General features: G+C 43.7%; 15 protein-coding genes and 1 other RNA gene. 8 read left to right on the top strand and 8 right to left on the bottom strand.

What is annotated here, in order from left to right:
* Positions 1 to 3: 3 nt before the first annotated feature.
* Complete coding sequence (gene zapG / locus LRQ06_RS10175) at positions 4 to 486, bottom strand: Z-ring associated protein ZapG (RefSeq protein ID WP_232766219.1); 483 nt, start codon at positions 484 to 486, stop codon at positions 4 to 6.
* Between the two features lie 390 nt (positions 487 to 876).
* On the opposite strand from zapG, the gene rplM reads away from it, so the two are divergent.
* The 4 genes from rplM to sspB all read left to right on the top strand — a co-directional run bounded on the left by rplM (position 877) and on the right by sspB (position 3,105).
* The gene (gene rplM, locus LRQ06_RS10180) at positions 877 to 1,305 is read left to right on the top strand and encodes a 50S ribosomal protein L13 (RefSeq protein WP_232766220.1); all 429 of its coding nucleotides are present in this window, start codon (positions 877 to 879) and stop codon (positions 1,303 to 1,305) included.
* A 15-nt stretch (positions 1,306 to 1,320) separates the two neighbouring features.
* Positions 1,321 to 1,713 (top strand): 30S ribosomal protein S9, encoded by a 393-nt coding sequence (rpsI, locus tag LRQ06_RS10185; protein ID WP_232766221.1) that lies wholly within the window; start codon positions 1,321 to 1,323, stop codon positions 1,711 to 1,713.
* Positions 1,714 to 1,980: 267 nt separating this feature from the next.
* Positions 1,981 to 2,616, top strand: a complete 636-nt coding sequence (sspA, locus tag LRQ06_RS10190; protein ID WP_232766222.1) for a stringent starvation protein SspA — start codon at positions 1,981 to 1,983, stop codon at positions 2,614 to 2,616.
* A 12-nt stretch (positions 2,617 to 2,628) separates the two neighbouring features.
* Complete coding sequence (gene sspB, locus LRQ06_RS10195; RefSeq protein WP_232766223.1) at positions 2,629 to 3,105, top strand: ClpXP protease specificity-enhancing factor; 477 nt, start codon at positions 2,629 to 2,631, stop codon at positions 3,103 to 3,105.
* Positions 3,106 to 3,178: 73 nt separating this feature from the next.
* Here the strand turns inward: sspB and LRQ06_RS10200 are convergent, their stop codons facing one another.
* Genes LRQ06_RS10200 through LRQ06_RS10215 form a run of 4 tightly spaced genes read right to left on the bottom strand, consistent with a single transcriptional unit; the run spans position 3,179 to position 6,512 of the window.
* Positions 3,179 to 3,748, bottom strand: a complete 570-nt coding sequence (locus LRQ06_RS10200; RefSeq protein ID WP_232766224.1) for a BON domain-containing protein — start codon at positions 3,746 to 3,748, stop codon at positions 3,179 to 3,181.
* A 3-nt stretch (positions 3,749 to 3,751) separates the two neighbouring features.
* Positions 3,752 to 4,342, bottom strand: coding sequence for a phosphoheptose isomerase (locus LRQ06_RS10205; RefSeq protein ID WP_232766225.1), 591 nt, complete (start codon positions 4,340 to 4,342; stop codon positions 3,752 to 3,754).
* 3 nt (positions 4,343 to 4,345) lie between these two features.
* Entirely contained in the window at positions 4,346 to 4,717 is a 372-nt protein-coding gene (locus tag LRQ06_RS10210; RefSeq protein ID WP_232766226.1) for a YraN family protein, read from the bottom strand.
* Positions 4,704 to 6,512 carry a penicillin-binding protein activator gene (locus LRQ06_RS10215; RefSeq protein ID WP_232766227.1) on the bottom strand — a complete coding sequence of 603 codons (1,809 nt, stop codon included), beginning with the start codon at positions 6,510 to 6,512 and terminating at the stop codon, positions 4,704 to 4,706. The genes LRQ06_RS10210 and LRQ06_RS10215 overlap by 14 nt, the downstream gene beginning before the upstream one ends.
* A 68-nt stretch (positions 6,513 to 6,580) precedes the next feature.
* Here LRQ06_RS10215 and rsmI point away from each other — a divergent pair, with 68 nt between their 5' ends.
* Both rsmI and rnpB read left to right on the top strand, forming a co-directional pair.
* Positions 6,581 to 7,444, top strand: a complete 864-nt coding sequence (gene rsmI, locus LRQ06_RS10220; RefSeq protein ID WP_232766228.1) for a 16S rRNA (cytidine(1402)-2'-O)-methyltransferase — start codon at positions 6,581 to 6,583, stop codon at positions 7,442 to 7,444.
* 95 nt (positions 7,445 to 7,539) lie between these two features.
* Positions 7,540 to 7,933, top strand: an RNA gene (gene rnpB / locus LRQ06_RS10225) — RNase P RNA component class A.
* Between the two features lie 125 nt (positions 7,934 to 8,058).
* On the opposite strand, the gene LRQ06_RS10230 is transcribed toward rnpB, so the two are convergent.
* From LRQ06_RS10230 to LRQ06_RS10240, 3 genes are read right to left on the bottom strand one after another with little or no spacing between them, the layout of a single operon-like run.
* A complete protein-coding gene (locus LRQ06_RS10230) occupies positions 8,059 to 8,439 on the bottom strand; it encodes a GtrA family protein (protein ID WP_232766229.1) in 381 nt (126 codons plus the stop codon).
* A 4-nt stretch (positions 8,440 to 8,443) separates the two neighbouring features.
* Positions 8,444 to 9,850: an ArnT family glycosyltransferase gene (locus LRQ06_RS10235; protein WP_232766230.1), complete on the bottom strand. Its 1,407-nt coding sequence runs from the start codon at positions 9,848 to 9,850 to the stop codon at positions 8,444 to 8,446.
* A 6-nt stretch (positions 9,851 to 9,856) separates the two neighbouring features.
* Positions 9,857 to 10,897 (bottom strand): glycosyltransferase family 2 protein, encoded by a 1,041-nt coding sequence (locus LRQ06_RS10240; protein ID WP_232766231.1) that lies wholly within the window; start codon positions 10,895 to 10,897, stop codon positions 9,857 to 9,859.
* 151 nt (positions 10,898 to 11,048) lie between these two features.
* On the opposite strand from LRQ06_RS10240, the gene LRQ06_RS10245 reads away from it, so the two are divergent.
* A complete protein-coding gene (locus LRQ06_RS10245) occupies positions 11,049 to 11,726 on the top strand; it encodes a response regulator transcription factor (protein ID WP_232766232.1) in 678 nt (225 codons plus the stop codon).
* Positions 11,723 to 12,997, top strand: a complete 1,275-nt coding sequence (locus LRQ06_RS10250; protein WP_232766233.1) for a sensor histidine kinase — start codon at positions 11,723 to 11,725, stop codon at positions 12,995 to 12,997. The genes LRQ06_RS10245 and LRQ06_RS10250 overlap by 4 nt, the downstream gene beginning before the upstream one ends.
* Positions 12,998 to 13,014 lie beyond the last annotated feature (17 nt).

Here is a 13,014-nt window from a genome sequence, read left to right on the forward strand (position 1 = left end):
GTTTTAACTGGTTTGCGCATTAACGACCTCTTTTGAATCGATAATTTTTAATTCATCATTTTTTAGCAGTCCTGTTGCGCCAGTTGCATAATCTTTTGGTGGCTGATCTTCACTGGTTGAGGGCTCTGGTTCTTCAGCAGGGTTATTCTGAGTAACTGACTTGGATATACCCGGCTTATTGTGTTTAGCGGCCGTTTTAACGAATGGATTGTCATGATCGGGAATGTTCGGGACAAGCTCTTTAGAGGTTTTCGCAAGGTGTTGATAGAGTTTTGTATAATCTTTCCCAATAATATCAAGCAGTTCCGCTGTCTGAGCAAAGTGATCAACCAGATCTTGCTGCTTTTGCTCTAACGCGTATTTTGCATTGTCCAATTCTTTGTGAAGTGTTTTTTGGCTCTTGTACTGAGGGGTTGTAATACGGGCAACTACTATGCCAACGACACAACCGACTAAAAGGCCTACAATGGCATAAATCCACGGCATAAGTGCTCCTTAGGTATGTTTTCTTTATGTGTAGTCTTTACACAACTTTACATAACGACATGTTACTATGAGTTCAGATACCAATAAAGTTAAATGACGATATAACTTATAGTGCTTCTTATCGGCTTCTCATTTATAAACCGTTATCTTTATGAAAGAATGATGCGGGTTTGATTTTAAAGAATAGTTGAGATTAATGAGAGAAATTTAAAGAAATTGCACAAAAAGAGATGATTTTTTCTTCTCTCTTCTCTATAATCCTGCGACCCACCGTTACTGCAGGCTCTTTAGCCGAGAGTGCCAACACTCGAAGGGGTGATGAATGGGCTCTTAGACAGTGGGAGCAAGAGCTCCTTAAGTGTAAATTTAAATTAACGGGTTATTATTAGCATGAAAACTTTCGTTGCTAAACCAGAAACAGTAAAACGCGACTGGTATGTTGTAGACGCTGAAGGTAAAACTCTTGGTCGTCTAGCAAGTGAAATTGCATCTCGCCTACGTGGCAAGCATAAAGCTGAATACACTCCTCACGTTGATGCTGGTGATTACATCATCGTTATCAATGCAGAGAAAGTGACTGTAACAGGTAACAAAGCAGCTGCTAAAACTTACTATCGTCACTCAGAATTTCCTGGCGGCATTAAATCAATCACTTTTGATAAACTGATTGATCACAAGCCAGAAATGGTAATTGAGCTAGCGGTTAAAGGTATGCTACCACGTGGTCCTCTAGGCCGTGCTATGTACCGTAAGCTAAAAGTTTACGCCGGCGCTGAGCACAACCATGTTGCTCAACAACCAAAAGTACTAGACATCTAATCGGGGATTTCGAAAATGGCAGAGAATCAATACTACGGCACAGGCCGTCGCAAAAGCTCAGCTGCGCGTGTTTTTATCAAACCAGGCAGCGGCAACATTGTAATTAATAAACGTAGCCTTGAAGAGTACTTCGGTCGTCCAACAGCGCGTATGGTTGTTCAGCAACCTCTTGAGTTAGTTGAAATGACTGAAAAACTTGATCTGTACATCACTGTTTCAGGTGGTGGTATTTCTGGTCAGGCAGGTGCTATCCGTCACGGTATCACTCGTGCTCTTATGGAATACGACGAATCTCTACGTCCAGCTCTTCGCGCTGCGGGTTATGTTACTCGTGATGCTCGTTGTGTTGAACGTAAGAAAGTTGGTCTACGTAAAGCACGTCGTCGTCCACAGTTCTCAAAACGTTAATCTTTTCGCAAAGGTTATTCGAAGAGTATTGTATCGATACGATTGGAAAGCCCGGCAAATATGCCGGGCTTTTTATTTCTTATTTTTCCTTTCCGACAGAGACTTGTCTTTTTGCTTTTGGCATATTTTTCCATCGAATAACGCCGAAAGAAAATTGGCACGGTGAGCATTAAATATGCTACCATAATACGTTGTTTTTTTATTTATCAGAGACTGATACTTCATTCGAAGTGTTGGTTAAATATTGTAAGTGTGCTGGAGGGCTCCATGGCTGTAGCTGCCAATAAACGTTCTGTGATGACTTTATTCTCAAGTGCATCTGATTTGTACAGTCACCAGGTACGAATTGTTCTGGCTGAAAAAGGTGTTAGTGTTGAAGTTGAGTTGGTGGATGAATCCAATCTGCCTACGGAACTTATTGAGCTAAATCCATATAAATCAGTTCCTACTTTAGTTGATCGTGAATTAGCGCTTTACGATTCAAAAATCATTATGGAATACCTTGACGAGCGCTTTCCACACCCGCCGTTAATGCCGGTTTATCCTGTTGCCCGAGGTAACAGTCGTTTAATGATTTATCGTATTGAAAGAAACTGGTATTCACTGGCTTATAAAATTACTAATGGTTCTGCGGAAGAATCAGAAGCTGCCCGTAATAAGCTTCGTACTGATTTATTAACGCTTGCTCCAGTATTTGCTGAATTTGAATATTTTATGAGTGAAGAATTCAGTCTGGTTGATTGTTATTTAGCTCCATTGCTATGGCGTTTACCTGAATTAGGTATTGAACTGACAGGCCCTGGTTCAAAAGAACTGAAAATTTATATGAATCGTGTCTTTGAACGTGATTCATTCTTAGCTTCACTGACTGAAGCCGAAAGAGAAATGCGTTTAGCTCGTTAATGGGTGGATAGCATGGATATGTCTCAAATGACACCTCGTCGCCCATACATGTTGAGAGCATTTTATGATTGGTTGCTTGATAACGATCTGACGCCTCATATTGTTGTAGATGCGACGTTGCCAGGCGTGAAAGTCCCAATGGAATTTGTGCAGGACGGTCAGATTATTTTGAATGTGGCTCCTCGTGCTGTTGGTAATCTTGAATTGGGTAATGATGAAGTCAGATTCAGTGCCCGTTTCAGTGGTAAACCTCATACCGTAATCGTTCCCTTGTATGCTGTTCAGGCTGTGTATGCACGGGAAAACGGCGCAGGAACGATGTTTGAGCCTGAAGATTCTTACATTTCCGAATTGGAGAATGCCGAACAAAACGGTGTGGATTCGGACATCGGGTTAAGCATTGCCGGTAAGTCTGACTCTGATGATGATCCCGGTGATGATGAACCACCAAGACCAAAAGGGAAACCAAGTCTCCGGATAATCAAATAAAAGTAAAAAAGCAGCTGAGACGCTGCTTTTTTACTTTTATTGTTTTTACCTTGATGACCGTATCAGTTTTTAGTTAATCGCCATACTGGAAAGCTCTGATGACTTTTTTGACACCAGATACGTTGCGGGCGATTTCAGTTGCCTTGTCTGCATTCTTATGGGTAACATAACCCAGCAGAAAGACTTCTTTATCTTCAGTGATTACTTTGATTTTAACGCCGCTTAATTCATGTGCCGTTAACAACTGAGCTTTGACCTTGGTCGTAATGACACTGTCTTCACCGATAGCCAGAGTACTCAAAGGTTCTTTGATTCTGACCTGATCATAAACGTCTTTTACGCCCTTAATTTCTTTCACATCTTTTTCAAGAGACTTTAAAAGAGAAGGATCCGGTGTCTGGCCCATAAGTATGACAGAACCTCGGAATGAGCTGGCGCTGATTCGGGTTTTGCTTCGGTAGGGCGGTTTTTTTACAATTCCGGTAATTTCACTTTCAATGTAGTTATCATCCCAGATTTGTTGTGTTGTTCTTGGATCAGTAACAAGGTTAACTGTTGTTGCTGTACCGGCAATAAAAAGCCCTACACATCCGGACAGCATGAGAACGAGACTAATTGTTACTATTAAAGTCAGGTTTTTCATTTTTTATTCTTCATGAGTTGGAAATAACACTTGATCAATCAGATCACATAAACAATGGAGAGTGACCATATGTACTTCGTGAATTCGGGCTGTTCTATGCGATGGAATTCGTATTTCTACGTCATTCTCACCGAGCAGACCAGCCATTTCGCCTCCATCTTTACCTGTTAATGCAATGATGGTCATGTCTCTTGTGACGGCGGCTTCCATGGCTTTAATGATATTTTTACTATTACCACTGGTTGATATTGCTAACAAAATATCGCCTGGCTGACCCAGAGCCCGGACCTGTTTTGCAAAGATTTCCTGGTAGGTATAGTCATTTGCAATAGCAGTCATCGTTGTATTGTCTGATGTCAGAGTCAACGCCGGAAGGCTTGGCCTTTCTGTTTCAAAACGATTAATAAGACAGGCAGAAAATTGCTGAGCATTGGCTGCTGATCCGCCGTTACCACAACATAAAATTTTATTGCCGTTAAGGAGTTGAGCGACCATTGCCTGTGCTGCATGAGTAATGGCATCGGGTAATGCCTCTGCTGCAGCAATTTGAATTTGAATGCTTTCTGTAAAACTTGCTTTAATGCTATCCAGCATTGTTTAATCCTGAGTGATTGCGTTTTTAAACCATTCGATATGCTTACCTTCATCATGAATGGCAATCACATCAAATCTAAATTCTGTGTCATAAAGCGAGTAGTTATTTTTTAATAACCAGACAGTTGACGCTTTAATAAGTCTTTTTTTCTTTGTGGGCGTGACCGCCTCTGCCGCATGACCATGATACTGATCCTTCCGGTATTTGACCTCAATAAAGACAAATGCTTCTTTATCTTTCATGATCAGGTCTAACTCGCCACCACGGCAATTAAAATTCCGAGCAACAGGCTTCATTCCCTGACGGATCAGGTAAGTCAAAGCCATGTTCTCATAATTTGAGCCGACAACTCTTGTTGAATTAAAGAGCTTCATGCTCTCCCCAACTGAGTTCCCGCTGTACCACGCACTGGTTATCAATACTTAGCTTACCGGTTTCTCCGTCCGCCTGATATCCTTTGACAACTTTCATCTGAGGAAGTTCCATAAGTAATTGATATGCATCCATTCCCATTGCTTTCAACCGTTTCTCTGCAAACGATTCCTTTGGCCACAATGCTTTTAATTGTCTGGCTACATCGGCTTTCGGTTCTATCAATAATGGAATATCGCTATAAGAAACACCGCTTAAATCCTCATATTGTTTTTTCCCACTGTTACTCCGGGAGCTTGAAAAAAGTTTCGGAGGGGTGGTATCCGGATTGATGGCAACTTCAATAAAAGGTTTAATCAGGGTTAGTTCTGCGCTATTAGCTACGATATAAACCGCATCGATATCGCGGCGGCTGCGGGGTTGAGATTCTAATTTCATACCCAGTAATGATTGCATCTGGGTAATATTCTGCTGGCTCGCTTTTAAGCCGAATACGGCATTAATGTCTTTTTGTAATTTTCGTTTGTCGGTAAAATTCGAAACCGCAACCGGGTTTTTGCTGTATTTCGACCATTCGGCGTCAAATGCATGAATAACACGTTGTCCAAATGAACTGTTTGGCGCAAGAATGAGTGGATATCGATAACCTTCACGGAACAGATGTTTTGCGGCCTGATGGGCTTCCTGCTCTGGTGACAGTGCAAAATAGCAGGTGTTTTCTGAAGGATCGATCTTATCCGGAATATTAAGTGCCAGCATTGCGAGGGGATGGTGTCTTTTTTTCTCCAGTTCTTTGAGAGTCAGAATATTATTTTTAATCAGCGGCCCGACCACAAAGTCAATGTCTGAACCTTCTAACCGGTTTTCGATTTGTTCCATGGACTCTGCATTGGTATCGATAATGGTAAGGGTTGCATTAGGATCTCTGTTGTGATCATTCATCATCGAAAACATGAAACCATCCCGGATCAACTGAGCCTGCTGAGAAAACTTACCACTAATAGGCAAAAGCAATGCGGTATGAAGTGGTGCCGACACTTTTAACGCCAGAATGGAAGTGATGGCTTCTGGCTGGTGAATGGCGGCCGGATGTGTCGGGTTTTCTTCTATCCATTTAGTCAGTGTGTTTTTCAGTTGTGACAAATTGCCTTTTAGGGTTTTGACATAAATAGCAAGCTGAACCCATCCGTCCAGTTCGTCTTCATTCGGGTTGAGTTTTAATTCAGTAATTTCATCTTCAGAATAATGACTTAATGATACCCAGATTTGCTGTGCAATCTGTTCCTGTGTATCGTTATCCTGTGTTAAGTCATAAGTATGAACCAAAGATTTAGCAGCGGTAAACCAATTTTCCAGTTTCGTATTGATTTGGGCTTTAGTCTGATAGAATGCGAGCCATTGAGAATTGGATAATTTCCACCATGGTTTGAATTCCAGTTGCCGTGATGCGGCATTATATTGATCCTGCATCATTAAAAGATGTGCATTCGCTAATTGCTGCTCGGCACTTTGACCTTCGTTTAACGTGGCTTTTTTCAGACGCAGAAGAAGCAAATTGGCCTGGGTTGTGTCACCTTTCTGAACGGCGGCTTTTAATGCCATGATCAACCAATCGTTCTGTAGTGTTCCCTGACTGCTGTCAGCCTTGACCAGGTAAGACTGAATGTTGTGAGTTGGAGCCTGAGTAATGTCGACAGTGTTACTTAAAGGTGCGGTTGTGGTACACGCTGCCATGGATATCGCAAGGGCGACAGGAGCTAATGTGCGTGTTACGCTTAGTTTGATTCGATTTTTCATAGCACTGAGCTGTTAACTTTTTCCGGTGTAATTAACTCTATAATAATCTTTGAAGTAATGGTAAACAAATGACAGATAATAAAACTTTTCAGCAGGAAAGCTCGATCCTATATATAGTACCGACTCCTATTGGTAATTTAGGTGACATCACTCAGAGAGCTTTGGATGTTTTAAGCTCTGTTGATGTTGTGGCTGCTGAAGACACCCGGCATACCGGAAAACTATTATCTCATTTCAATATTCAAACAAAAACGTTTGCACTACATGATCATAACGAGCAGAACAAAGCTGACATTCTAGTCGAACGACTATTGTCAGGGCAATCTATTGCGTTAGTTTCTGATGCAGGCACTCCATTAATCAGCGATCCAGGATACCATCTTGTGAGTCGTTGTCGTCAGGCTGGTGTAAAAGTTGTCCCTTTGCCAGGGGCTTGTGCTGTGATTACCGCTCTTAGTGCTGCCGGGCTGCCGTCTGATCGTTTTAGTTTTGAAGGTTTTTTGCCTCCGAAAACCAAAGCACGTAAAGATAAACTACAGGAAATCGCTCAGGTTGAAAGAACCTGCATTTTTTACGAATCACCACACCGGATTATTCCGTCGCTGGAAGACATGCTGGATGTGCTTGGTCCGGGCAGAGAGGTGGTAATTGCGAGAGAACTGACAAAAACATTTGAAACCATTCAGGGAATGCCTTTGGGAGAACTGATTCTTTGGATGGGAGAAGATGAAAATCGTCGTAAAGGTGAAATGGTATTGCTGGTTCACGGTTACAGACAACCCGGAGAAGAGGTATTATCCGCAGAAGCGACACGTGCATTAACGATTCTGGTTAAATCATTACCATTGAAAAAAGCCGCCGCTGCTGTCGCGGAGATTTATAATCTGAAAAAAAATGCGCTTTATAAGTGGGGATTAGACAATCTGGATTAAGTAAATAGTGTCTCTTTGTTGGTTTTTTATCCGTTTGTCAGAAGAGAGTTGACCTTTTCTAGACAGTGACCGGTATTCCCTATACAATCCGCCCCGGAGTTGACTGGGTAGTCGCTGCCTTATTGATGTCCCTTGGTCTAGTACCGGGGAGACTGATAAGGGGGAGGAAAGTCCGGGCTCCGTAGAGCAGGGTGCCAGGTAACGCCTGGGAAGCGCAAGCTTACGACAAGTGCAGCAGAGAGAAGACCGCCGATGACCCATATGGGTACAGGTAAGGGTGAAAGGGTGCGGTAAGAGCGCACCGTGCGACTGGCAACAGTTCGTAGCAGGGTAAACTCCACCCGGAGCAAGACCAAATAGGCTTCCATATGGCGTGGCTCGCGTCAGGAGGCGGGTAGGTTGCTTGAGTCAGTGAGCGATTGCTGACCTAGAGGAATGGCTACTGCCACGAAAGTGGTACAGAACCCGGCTTATATGTCGGCTCCAACTTTTTGTTTTTACAAGGCCTTACAGAGGCTGTGAGGCCTTGTAAAACAGCTGATGTTATAAACCCATATGTGGATCATAGTGATTTCATTTCTGAGTCGTTCGTATATCGGTACTTTTATACCTTTCTAACGAAATACCCATTTTGTACTGAGAACATAGTTACAGCACATCCCCGAGAGAATTCCCAGTACCAGAGCGACATATATTAGTGTGCCTTGTGCTCCTGTCAGTAATACCACCATCTTAAATACCGCAAAGTTGGGCAATGCACCGATGCAGGCTGTGACCATGAATTTTTTCCACTGAGCAAAAGCCTTCGGCTGTTGGAATTGTGAAAAAGTGAGCCGACGGTTACCAAACCATGTTGTTGTAGCCGCAAGTAAAAAGGCGATGCTACGGGCAAGCATCAGATCCAGATCAAAACCTTTAAACAGGATTGTAAAGAAGAAGGTATCGACGATAAAACCGATACCCCCAATAAGTGCAAATTTTAATAGTTGTTTCATCAGATTATCTGGCAAGGCAGGTATAGAGTGAGCGTTTAGATTTTGCTGTGAACTCGTATGTGCAGCTTAAGGACTGAGCGTGAATTAATGCGTACACTTCGGCTTCTTTGCCTATCAGGTGGAACCGGCTCAAATGATTTAGCTCGTTGTTATTTTTAAGTTGCTTCGCTTTGCCCCGACTGTAAAACTGACCGGAAAATGGGCGGTGACCGACATAGAAGACTGGTGCATTATCTGTGATGTGTTCAAATATCACGCGATCACTGCGCCGGTCTGCTCTGCCCATGTTCATCACTAACATGGCAATCATCAATAATACGGGTACCAAAGCGGCCACACCGGTTACCCATCTGAAATCATGCTTATCGACCAGCATGGCGATTAAAATACCAATCGCAGGAACACCCGGAAGAACATAAGCAGGCAGTATGTTTCCTGCCAGAGTGAACAGGATCATTGGTGAGATCAACCAACACAATAAATAACTGAACAGTTTTTTATGATCGGGTTCCAGCGTCTTTAACAGATTACGGCGTTTCCATGCGATAACAGGCAGAACAATAGACCAGGGGGCGGCTGAATATAGCCAAAACAACCAAATCATACCACGTGTATGGACATGAGCGGAGCCATACAGATCGCCTTTCCAGCCACTAATAATATAGCGTTTGAAATGTTCACCTACGATGAAGTAATCGATAAACCCGGGGGTCGCTCTTTCTGCCATAATATACCAGGGCAGGGCTATCGCCAGCATTAACGCGACACCGGAAACGATTGGGAAACGTTGCCACAATACTTTGAATGCGTTGATAAAACCGTGTTGAATGACTAACCAGGGGAAAACGGCAATGCCCATGATAACAAGAGCGACCGGGCCTTTTGCCAACAATCCGGATGCCAGACCGAAAAAGCTAAGATATCCCCATAAGCGACAGTATTTATCTTTACCTGACCAGCAATAGTAAAAACCCATCATGGCGATGGTCATAGCGAGTGTGAGTGCCATGTCTGTCATCACGGCGCCCGCCGCTATGGAAAAAATACCACAGGTTGCTAGCACCAGCGCGGCAATCAATGCACTAAAACCGGCCCGTTTTGCCATAAACGCTGTGAGTATAATGGTGACAACACCTGCCAGCCAATGAGGAGCCCGAACCGCAAATTCATTCAGTCCAAACAGTTCAATACCATAGGCACTCATCCAGGTGAACATAGGGGGTTTGCCCCAAAAAGGGATACCATAATCAAACTGAGGCGTTAGCCAGTTATGAGTTTCCACCATCAGACGGGCCATTTCACCATAGCGTGCTTCTGTGCTGTCCATTAATGGGTATGTAGCGAGTGAGATCAGGCGGATCAAAAGAGCAAAGGCCAGCAAGACCCATAAATGAGTTTTAGTAATGTTCATGGTTGGTTATGCCGTTTCTTCCAGTTTAGATGCCATACAATGAATTGAACTGTGTTTTGCCGGTTGCTCGTAAACAGACTGAACCAGATATAGTGGGCGCTGTTTGGTTTCGATAAAAATGCGTCCGATGTATTCACCCAATAAGCCAATGGAAAGCAGTTGTACGCCCCCCAGAGCCAGCTGAGCGACCATCGTGGATGGGTAACCAGAAACCGGCTCACCAAAAACCACCGTTTTCATTACAATGAACACACCGTAAAGAAAGGCACTGAATGCCACTAAAATGCCTGCCAGTGTCGCCAGACGCAGTGGCCGGATAGAAAATGACGTGATGCCATCCATGGCTAAACCAATCAGTTTGAGATAATTCCACTTCGTTTCACCACAAAAACGGGCATCTCGTTCGAACGGAATGGTGATTTGCCTGAATCCTGGCCAGGAAAAAATGCCTTTCATATAACGGTTACGTTCAGGAAGCGTATTGATGTGACTGACAACTTTGGCATTGAGTAACCGGAAATCACCAACGTTCTCAGGAACCTCCAGTTTTGCCATACTATTGAGGACTTTGTAGAAACAAGCGGCAGAGAAACGTTTGAACCAGGTTTCACCGTGGCGCTCACTTCGTTGCATGTTCACAACGTCATACCCTTCACGCCATCGGGATACCATTTTCGGAATAAGCTCCGGAGGATCCTGCAAATCCGAATCAATCACAACAATGGCTTCCCCCTTGCTGTGTTCTAATCCGGCGCTCATAGCCGATTCTTTACCAAAATTGCGACTCAGTGAAATACAGCGAATGTCGCTGGACGATTGAGTAAAGGACTGCGTGATCCTAAGGCTGTTGTCTTTACTGCCATCGTCAACATAAATAATTTCACAGTGTTCCGGCATGGCATCCAAAACCGCCGTTAAACGCCGATGGAATTCCGTAAGCACTTCCTGCTCGTTGAAAAATGGGACGACAACCGATAAAACGGGGTTAGAATCAGGGTATTGAGTGCCCCTTGAAAAGGCGGCAGTGTATATATTTAAGTTTGACATACGACTTTTCCACAGTATCCGATGAATAACTGCAGTCTACAAATCGCCATGTGAAAGAAATGTTATTGACATTTTTTTCACATGTTTAGTAAATAATGGTCATATAAAACGGATCATGAATGCGGTTGTATCGATCATTGGAGAGAAATACATGAAACGCGTGCTTTTGGTGGAAGATAATCGGGAAATTGCAGGCATGTTGTTCGATTATTTTGAGTGTGCCGGTATGGAACTTGATTATGCGGATAACGGTGAGCTTGGGTTGAAACTGGCGCAGGAAAATACATTTGACATCATCCTGCTTGATCTCATGCTACCCCGCATGGATGGTCTGACGATGTGTAATATGCTCCGGGATTCCGGTAACAATACGCCCGTGCTTATGCTTACGGCACTGGATAGCCGGGAAGATATGCTAAAAGGGTTCCGGCATGGCGCAGATGATTACCTTGCGAAACCTTTTGATCTCGATATTTTAGAGGCCCGCATGACGGCATTGATCCGCCGTTACCGGGGGGCTGTCGCTGCTTCGAAACTGGAATATGGTGAAGTGACCATTGATCAGAAAACGCATAAAGCATACCGTCAGGACAAGCTGCTGGCACTAAATCCCACAACTTACACGATTTTGGAAATGTTAGTGAAAAGTGCCCCAAACGTCGTTACCCGGGAAGACATTGCATTTCGTCTGTGGCAGGAAAACGAGCCAAACAACGATGTGTTGCGCAGTCATATTTACCAATTGAGAAATCAGCTTGACAGACCGTTTGAAAAGCAACTGCTTAAGACCATCACCAAAGTTGGCTTTCGTCTGGAGTCAGGTGAATGATTTTTCAACTGTTTAACCGAACTAAAAGCACTCAGAGTATGAAAAGCAGTCTGGCGCTGTTTTTCTCTTTTGTCTCAGTGGTTATTGGTATCTTCTGTTTTTTATTGATCGCCGGTTCTCTGACCTGGTCTGAAGATCGGGTTGGTGAGCGCCGTATCATGATTGATAAAAAAGAAGCCGTCCTTTATTTTCAGTCTCATCCGGAACAGAGCCGTATCAAGCTTGATTTGCTTACCACAGCGTACAATGATATTCATTTGGTACCTAAGAGCTTTCAAAAATATCTGGTCGGGCAAAAACACTTTCTTGGTGAAGTAGGAGATGAACCGGATTCGAGAATGATTTACATGAGTTCTTATACCGACAAGGGAATAGAGCACCCGGTCATTCTGGTTTCCCTTATTGATGAAACTGAAATTACGTCCCGGGAGTTTATTCTGGTGGTTGCATCGGTGCTTGCTGTTGTTGCCGTACTAATTTTTTTGTTTGGCAGCTTGTTACTTAGATTGTCTCAGCAGTTAATTGAACCCGTAAATATACTGAAAAGTCAGTTGGACAAGAGTCAGGGGGATCCCTCTCAGATTTTTAGTGTTCCGGACAGTTCTGCAAAAGAGTTCCAGACACTGGCGGATGAACTCAATCAATATCGTCATAAAATTAATCAGGTAATCAAACGTGAGCAGGCTTTTGCCCGCTATGCGAGTCATGAGTTAAGAACCCCACTTACTGTTATGAAAGGTTCTAACAGCCTGATGGCAAGAGGTGCCAGCACGGAATTTCAGGTTCGTCAGGTTCAGCGTATCCAGGATGCTACGGAGCAAATGTCGACCATAGTCGATGCGCTGCTTGGTTTGGTTCGTTATGAGCGAAATGCCGATGATGCGCCGTTGAGAACCATTACCGAAGAAGAACTGACCCGGATTATTTCTCTTAGCCAAATGCAGGCCGATGAAAAAGCGCTCCGCTTTGAGGTTCAGATCAATGGCAATCCAGTCACAAGAGCCACCAACGCAGTTATCACCATCGTTCTTGGCAATCTGATACGTAATAGTATCGCGGCGACATCAGCTGGCTCGATTCATATTGCAATGGAAGACAATCGGATTTCTGTCCGGGATGAAGGGGAAGGTTTCTCTCCCATACCTGATTCTGATGGCCATGGATTAGGGCTAATGATTGTTGATGATTTGTGCCACCGTTATGGCTGGCAGTTTCATATTGGAACTCATCCTGATGGCGGCTGTGAAGCCGTTATCATTCTCACCTCCTGACGAAAACAGTATGAAGG

Source organism: Vibrio salinus (genome assembly GCF_021272385.1).
GTDB classification, from domain to species: domain Bacteria; phylum Pseudomonadota; class Gammaproteobacteria; order Enterobacterales; family Vibrionaceae; genus Vibrio; species Vibrio salinus.

Coding starts and splice junctions, on each gene's coding strand:
- zapG (WP_232766219.1), bottom strand. CDS start 486: ATGCCGTGGATTTATGCCATTGTAGGCCTTTTAGTCGGTTGTGTCGTT.
- rplM (WP_232766220.1), top strand. CDS start 877: ATGAAAACTTTCGTTGCTAAACCAGAAACAGTAAAACGCGACTGGTAT.
- rpsI (WP_232766221.1), top strand. CDS start 1,321: ATGGCAGAGAATCAATACTACGGCACAGGCCGTCGCAAAAGCTCAGCT.
- sspA (WP_232766222.1), top strand. CDS start 1,981: ATGGCTGTAGCTGCCAATAAACGTTCTGTGATGACTTTATTCTCAAGT.
- sspB (WP_232766223.1), top strand. CDS start 2,629: ATGGATATGTCTCAAATGACACCTCGTCGCCCATACATGTTGAGAGCA.
- LRQ06_RS10200 (WP_232766224.1), bottom strand. CDS start 3,748: ATGAAAAACCTGACTTTAATAGTAACAATTAGTCTCGTTCTCATGCTG.
- LRQ06_RS10205 (WP_232766225.1), bottom strand. CDS start 4,342: ATGCTGGATAGCATTAAAGCAAGTTTTACAGAAAGCATTCAAATTCAA.
- LRQ06_RS10210 (WP_232766226.1), bottom strand. CDS start 4,717: ATGAAGCTCTTTAATTCAACAAGAGTTGTCGGCTCAAATTATGAGAAC.
- LRQ06_RS10215 (WP_232766227.1), bottom strand. CDS start 6,512: ATGAAAAATCGAATCAAACTAAGCGTAACACGCACATTAGCTCCTGTC.
- rsmI (WP_232766228.1), top strand. CDS start 6,581: ATGACAGATAATAAAACTTTTCAGCAGGAAAGCTCGATCCTATATATA.
- LRQ06_RS10230 (WP_232766229.1), bottom strand. CDS start 8,439: ATGAAACAACTATTAAAATTTGCACTTATTGGGGGTATCGGTTTTATC.
- LRQ06_RS10235 (WP_232766230.1), bottom strand. CDS start 9,850: ATGAACATTACTAAAACTCATTTATGGGTCTTGCTGGCCTTTGCTCTT.
- LRQ06_RS10240 (WP_232766231.1), bottom strand. CDS start 10,897: ATGTCAAACTTAAATATATACACTGCCGCCTTTTCAAGGGGCACTCAA.
- LRQ06_RS10245 (WP_232766232.1), top strand. CDS start 11,049: ATGAAACGCGTGCTTTTGGTGGAAGATAATCGGGAAATTGCAGGCATG.
- LRQ06_RS10250 (WP_232766233.1), top strand. CDS start 11,723: ATGATTTTTCAACTGTTTAACCGAACTAAAAGCACTCAGAGTATGAAA.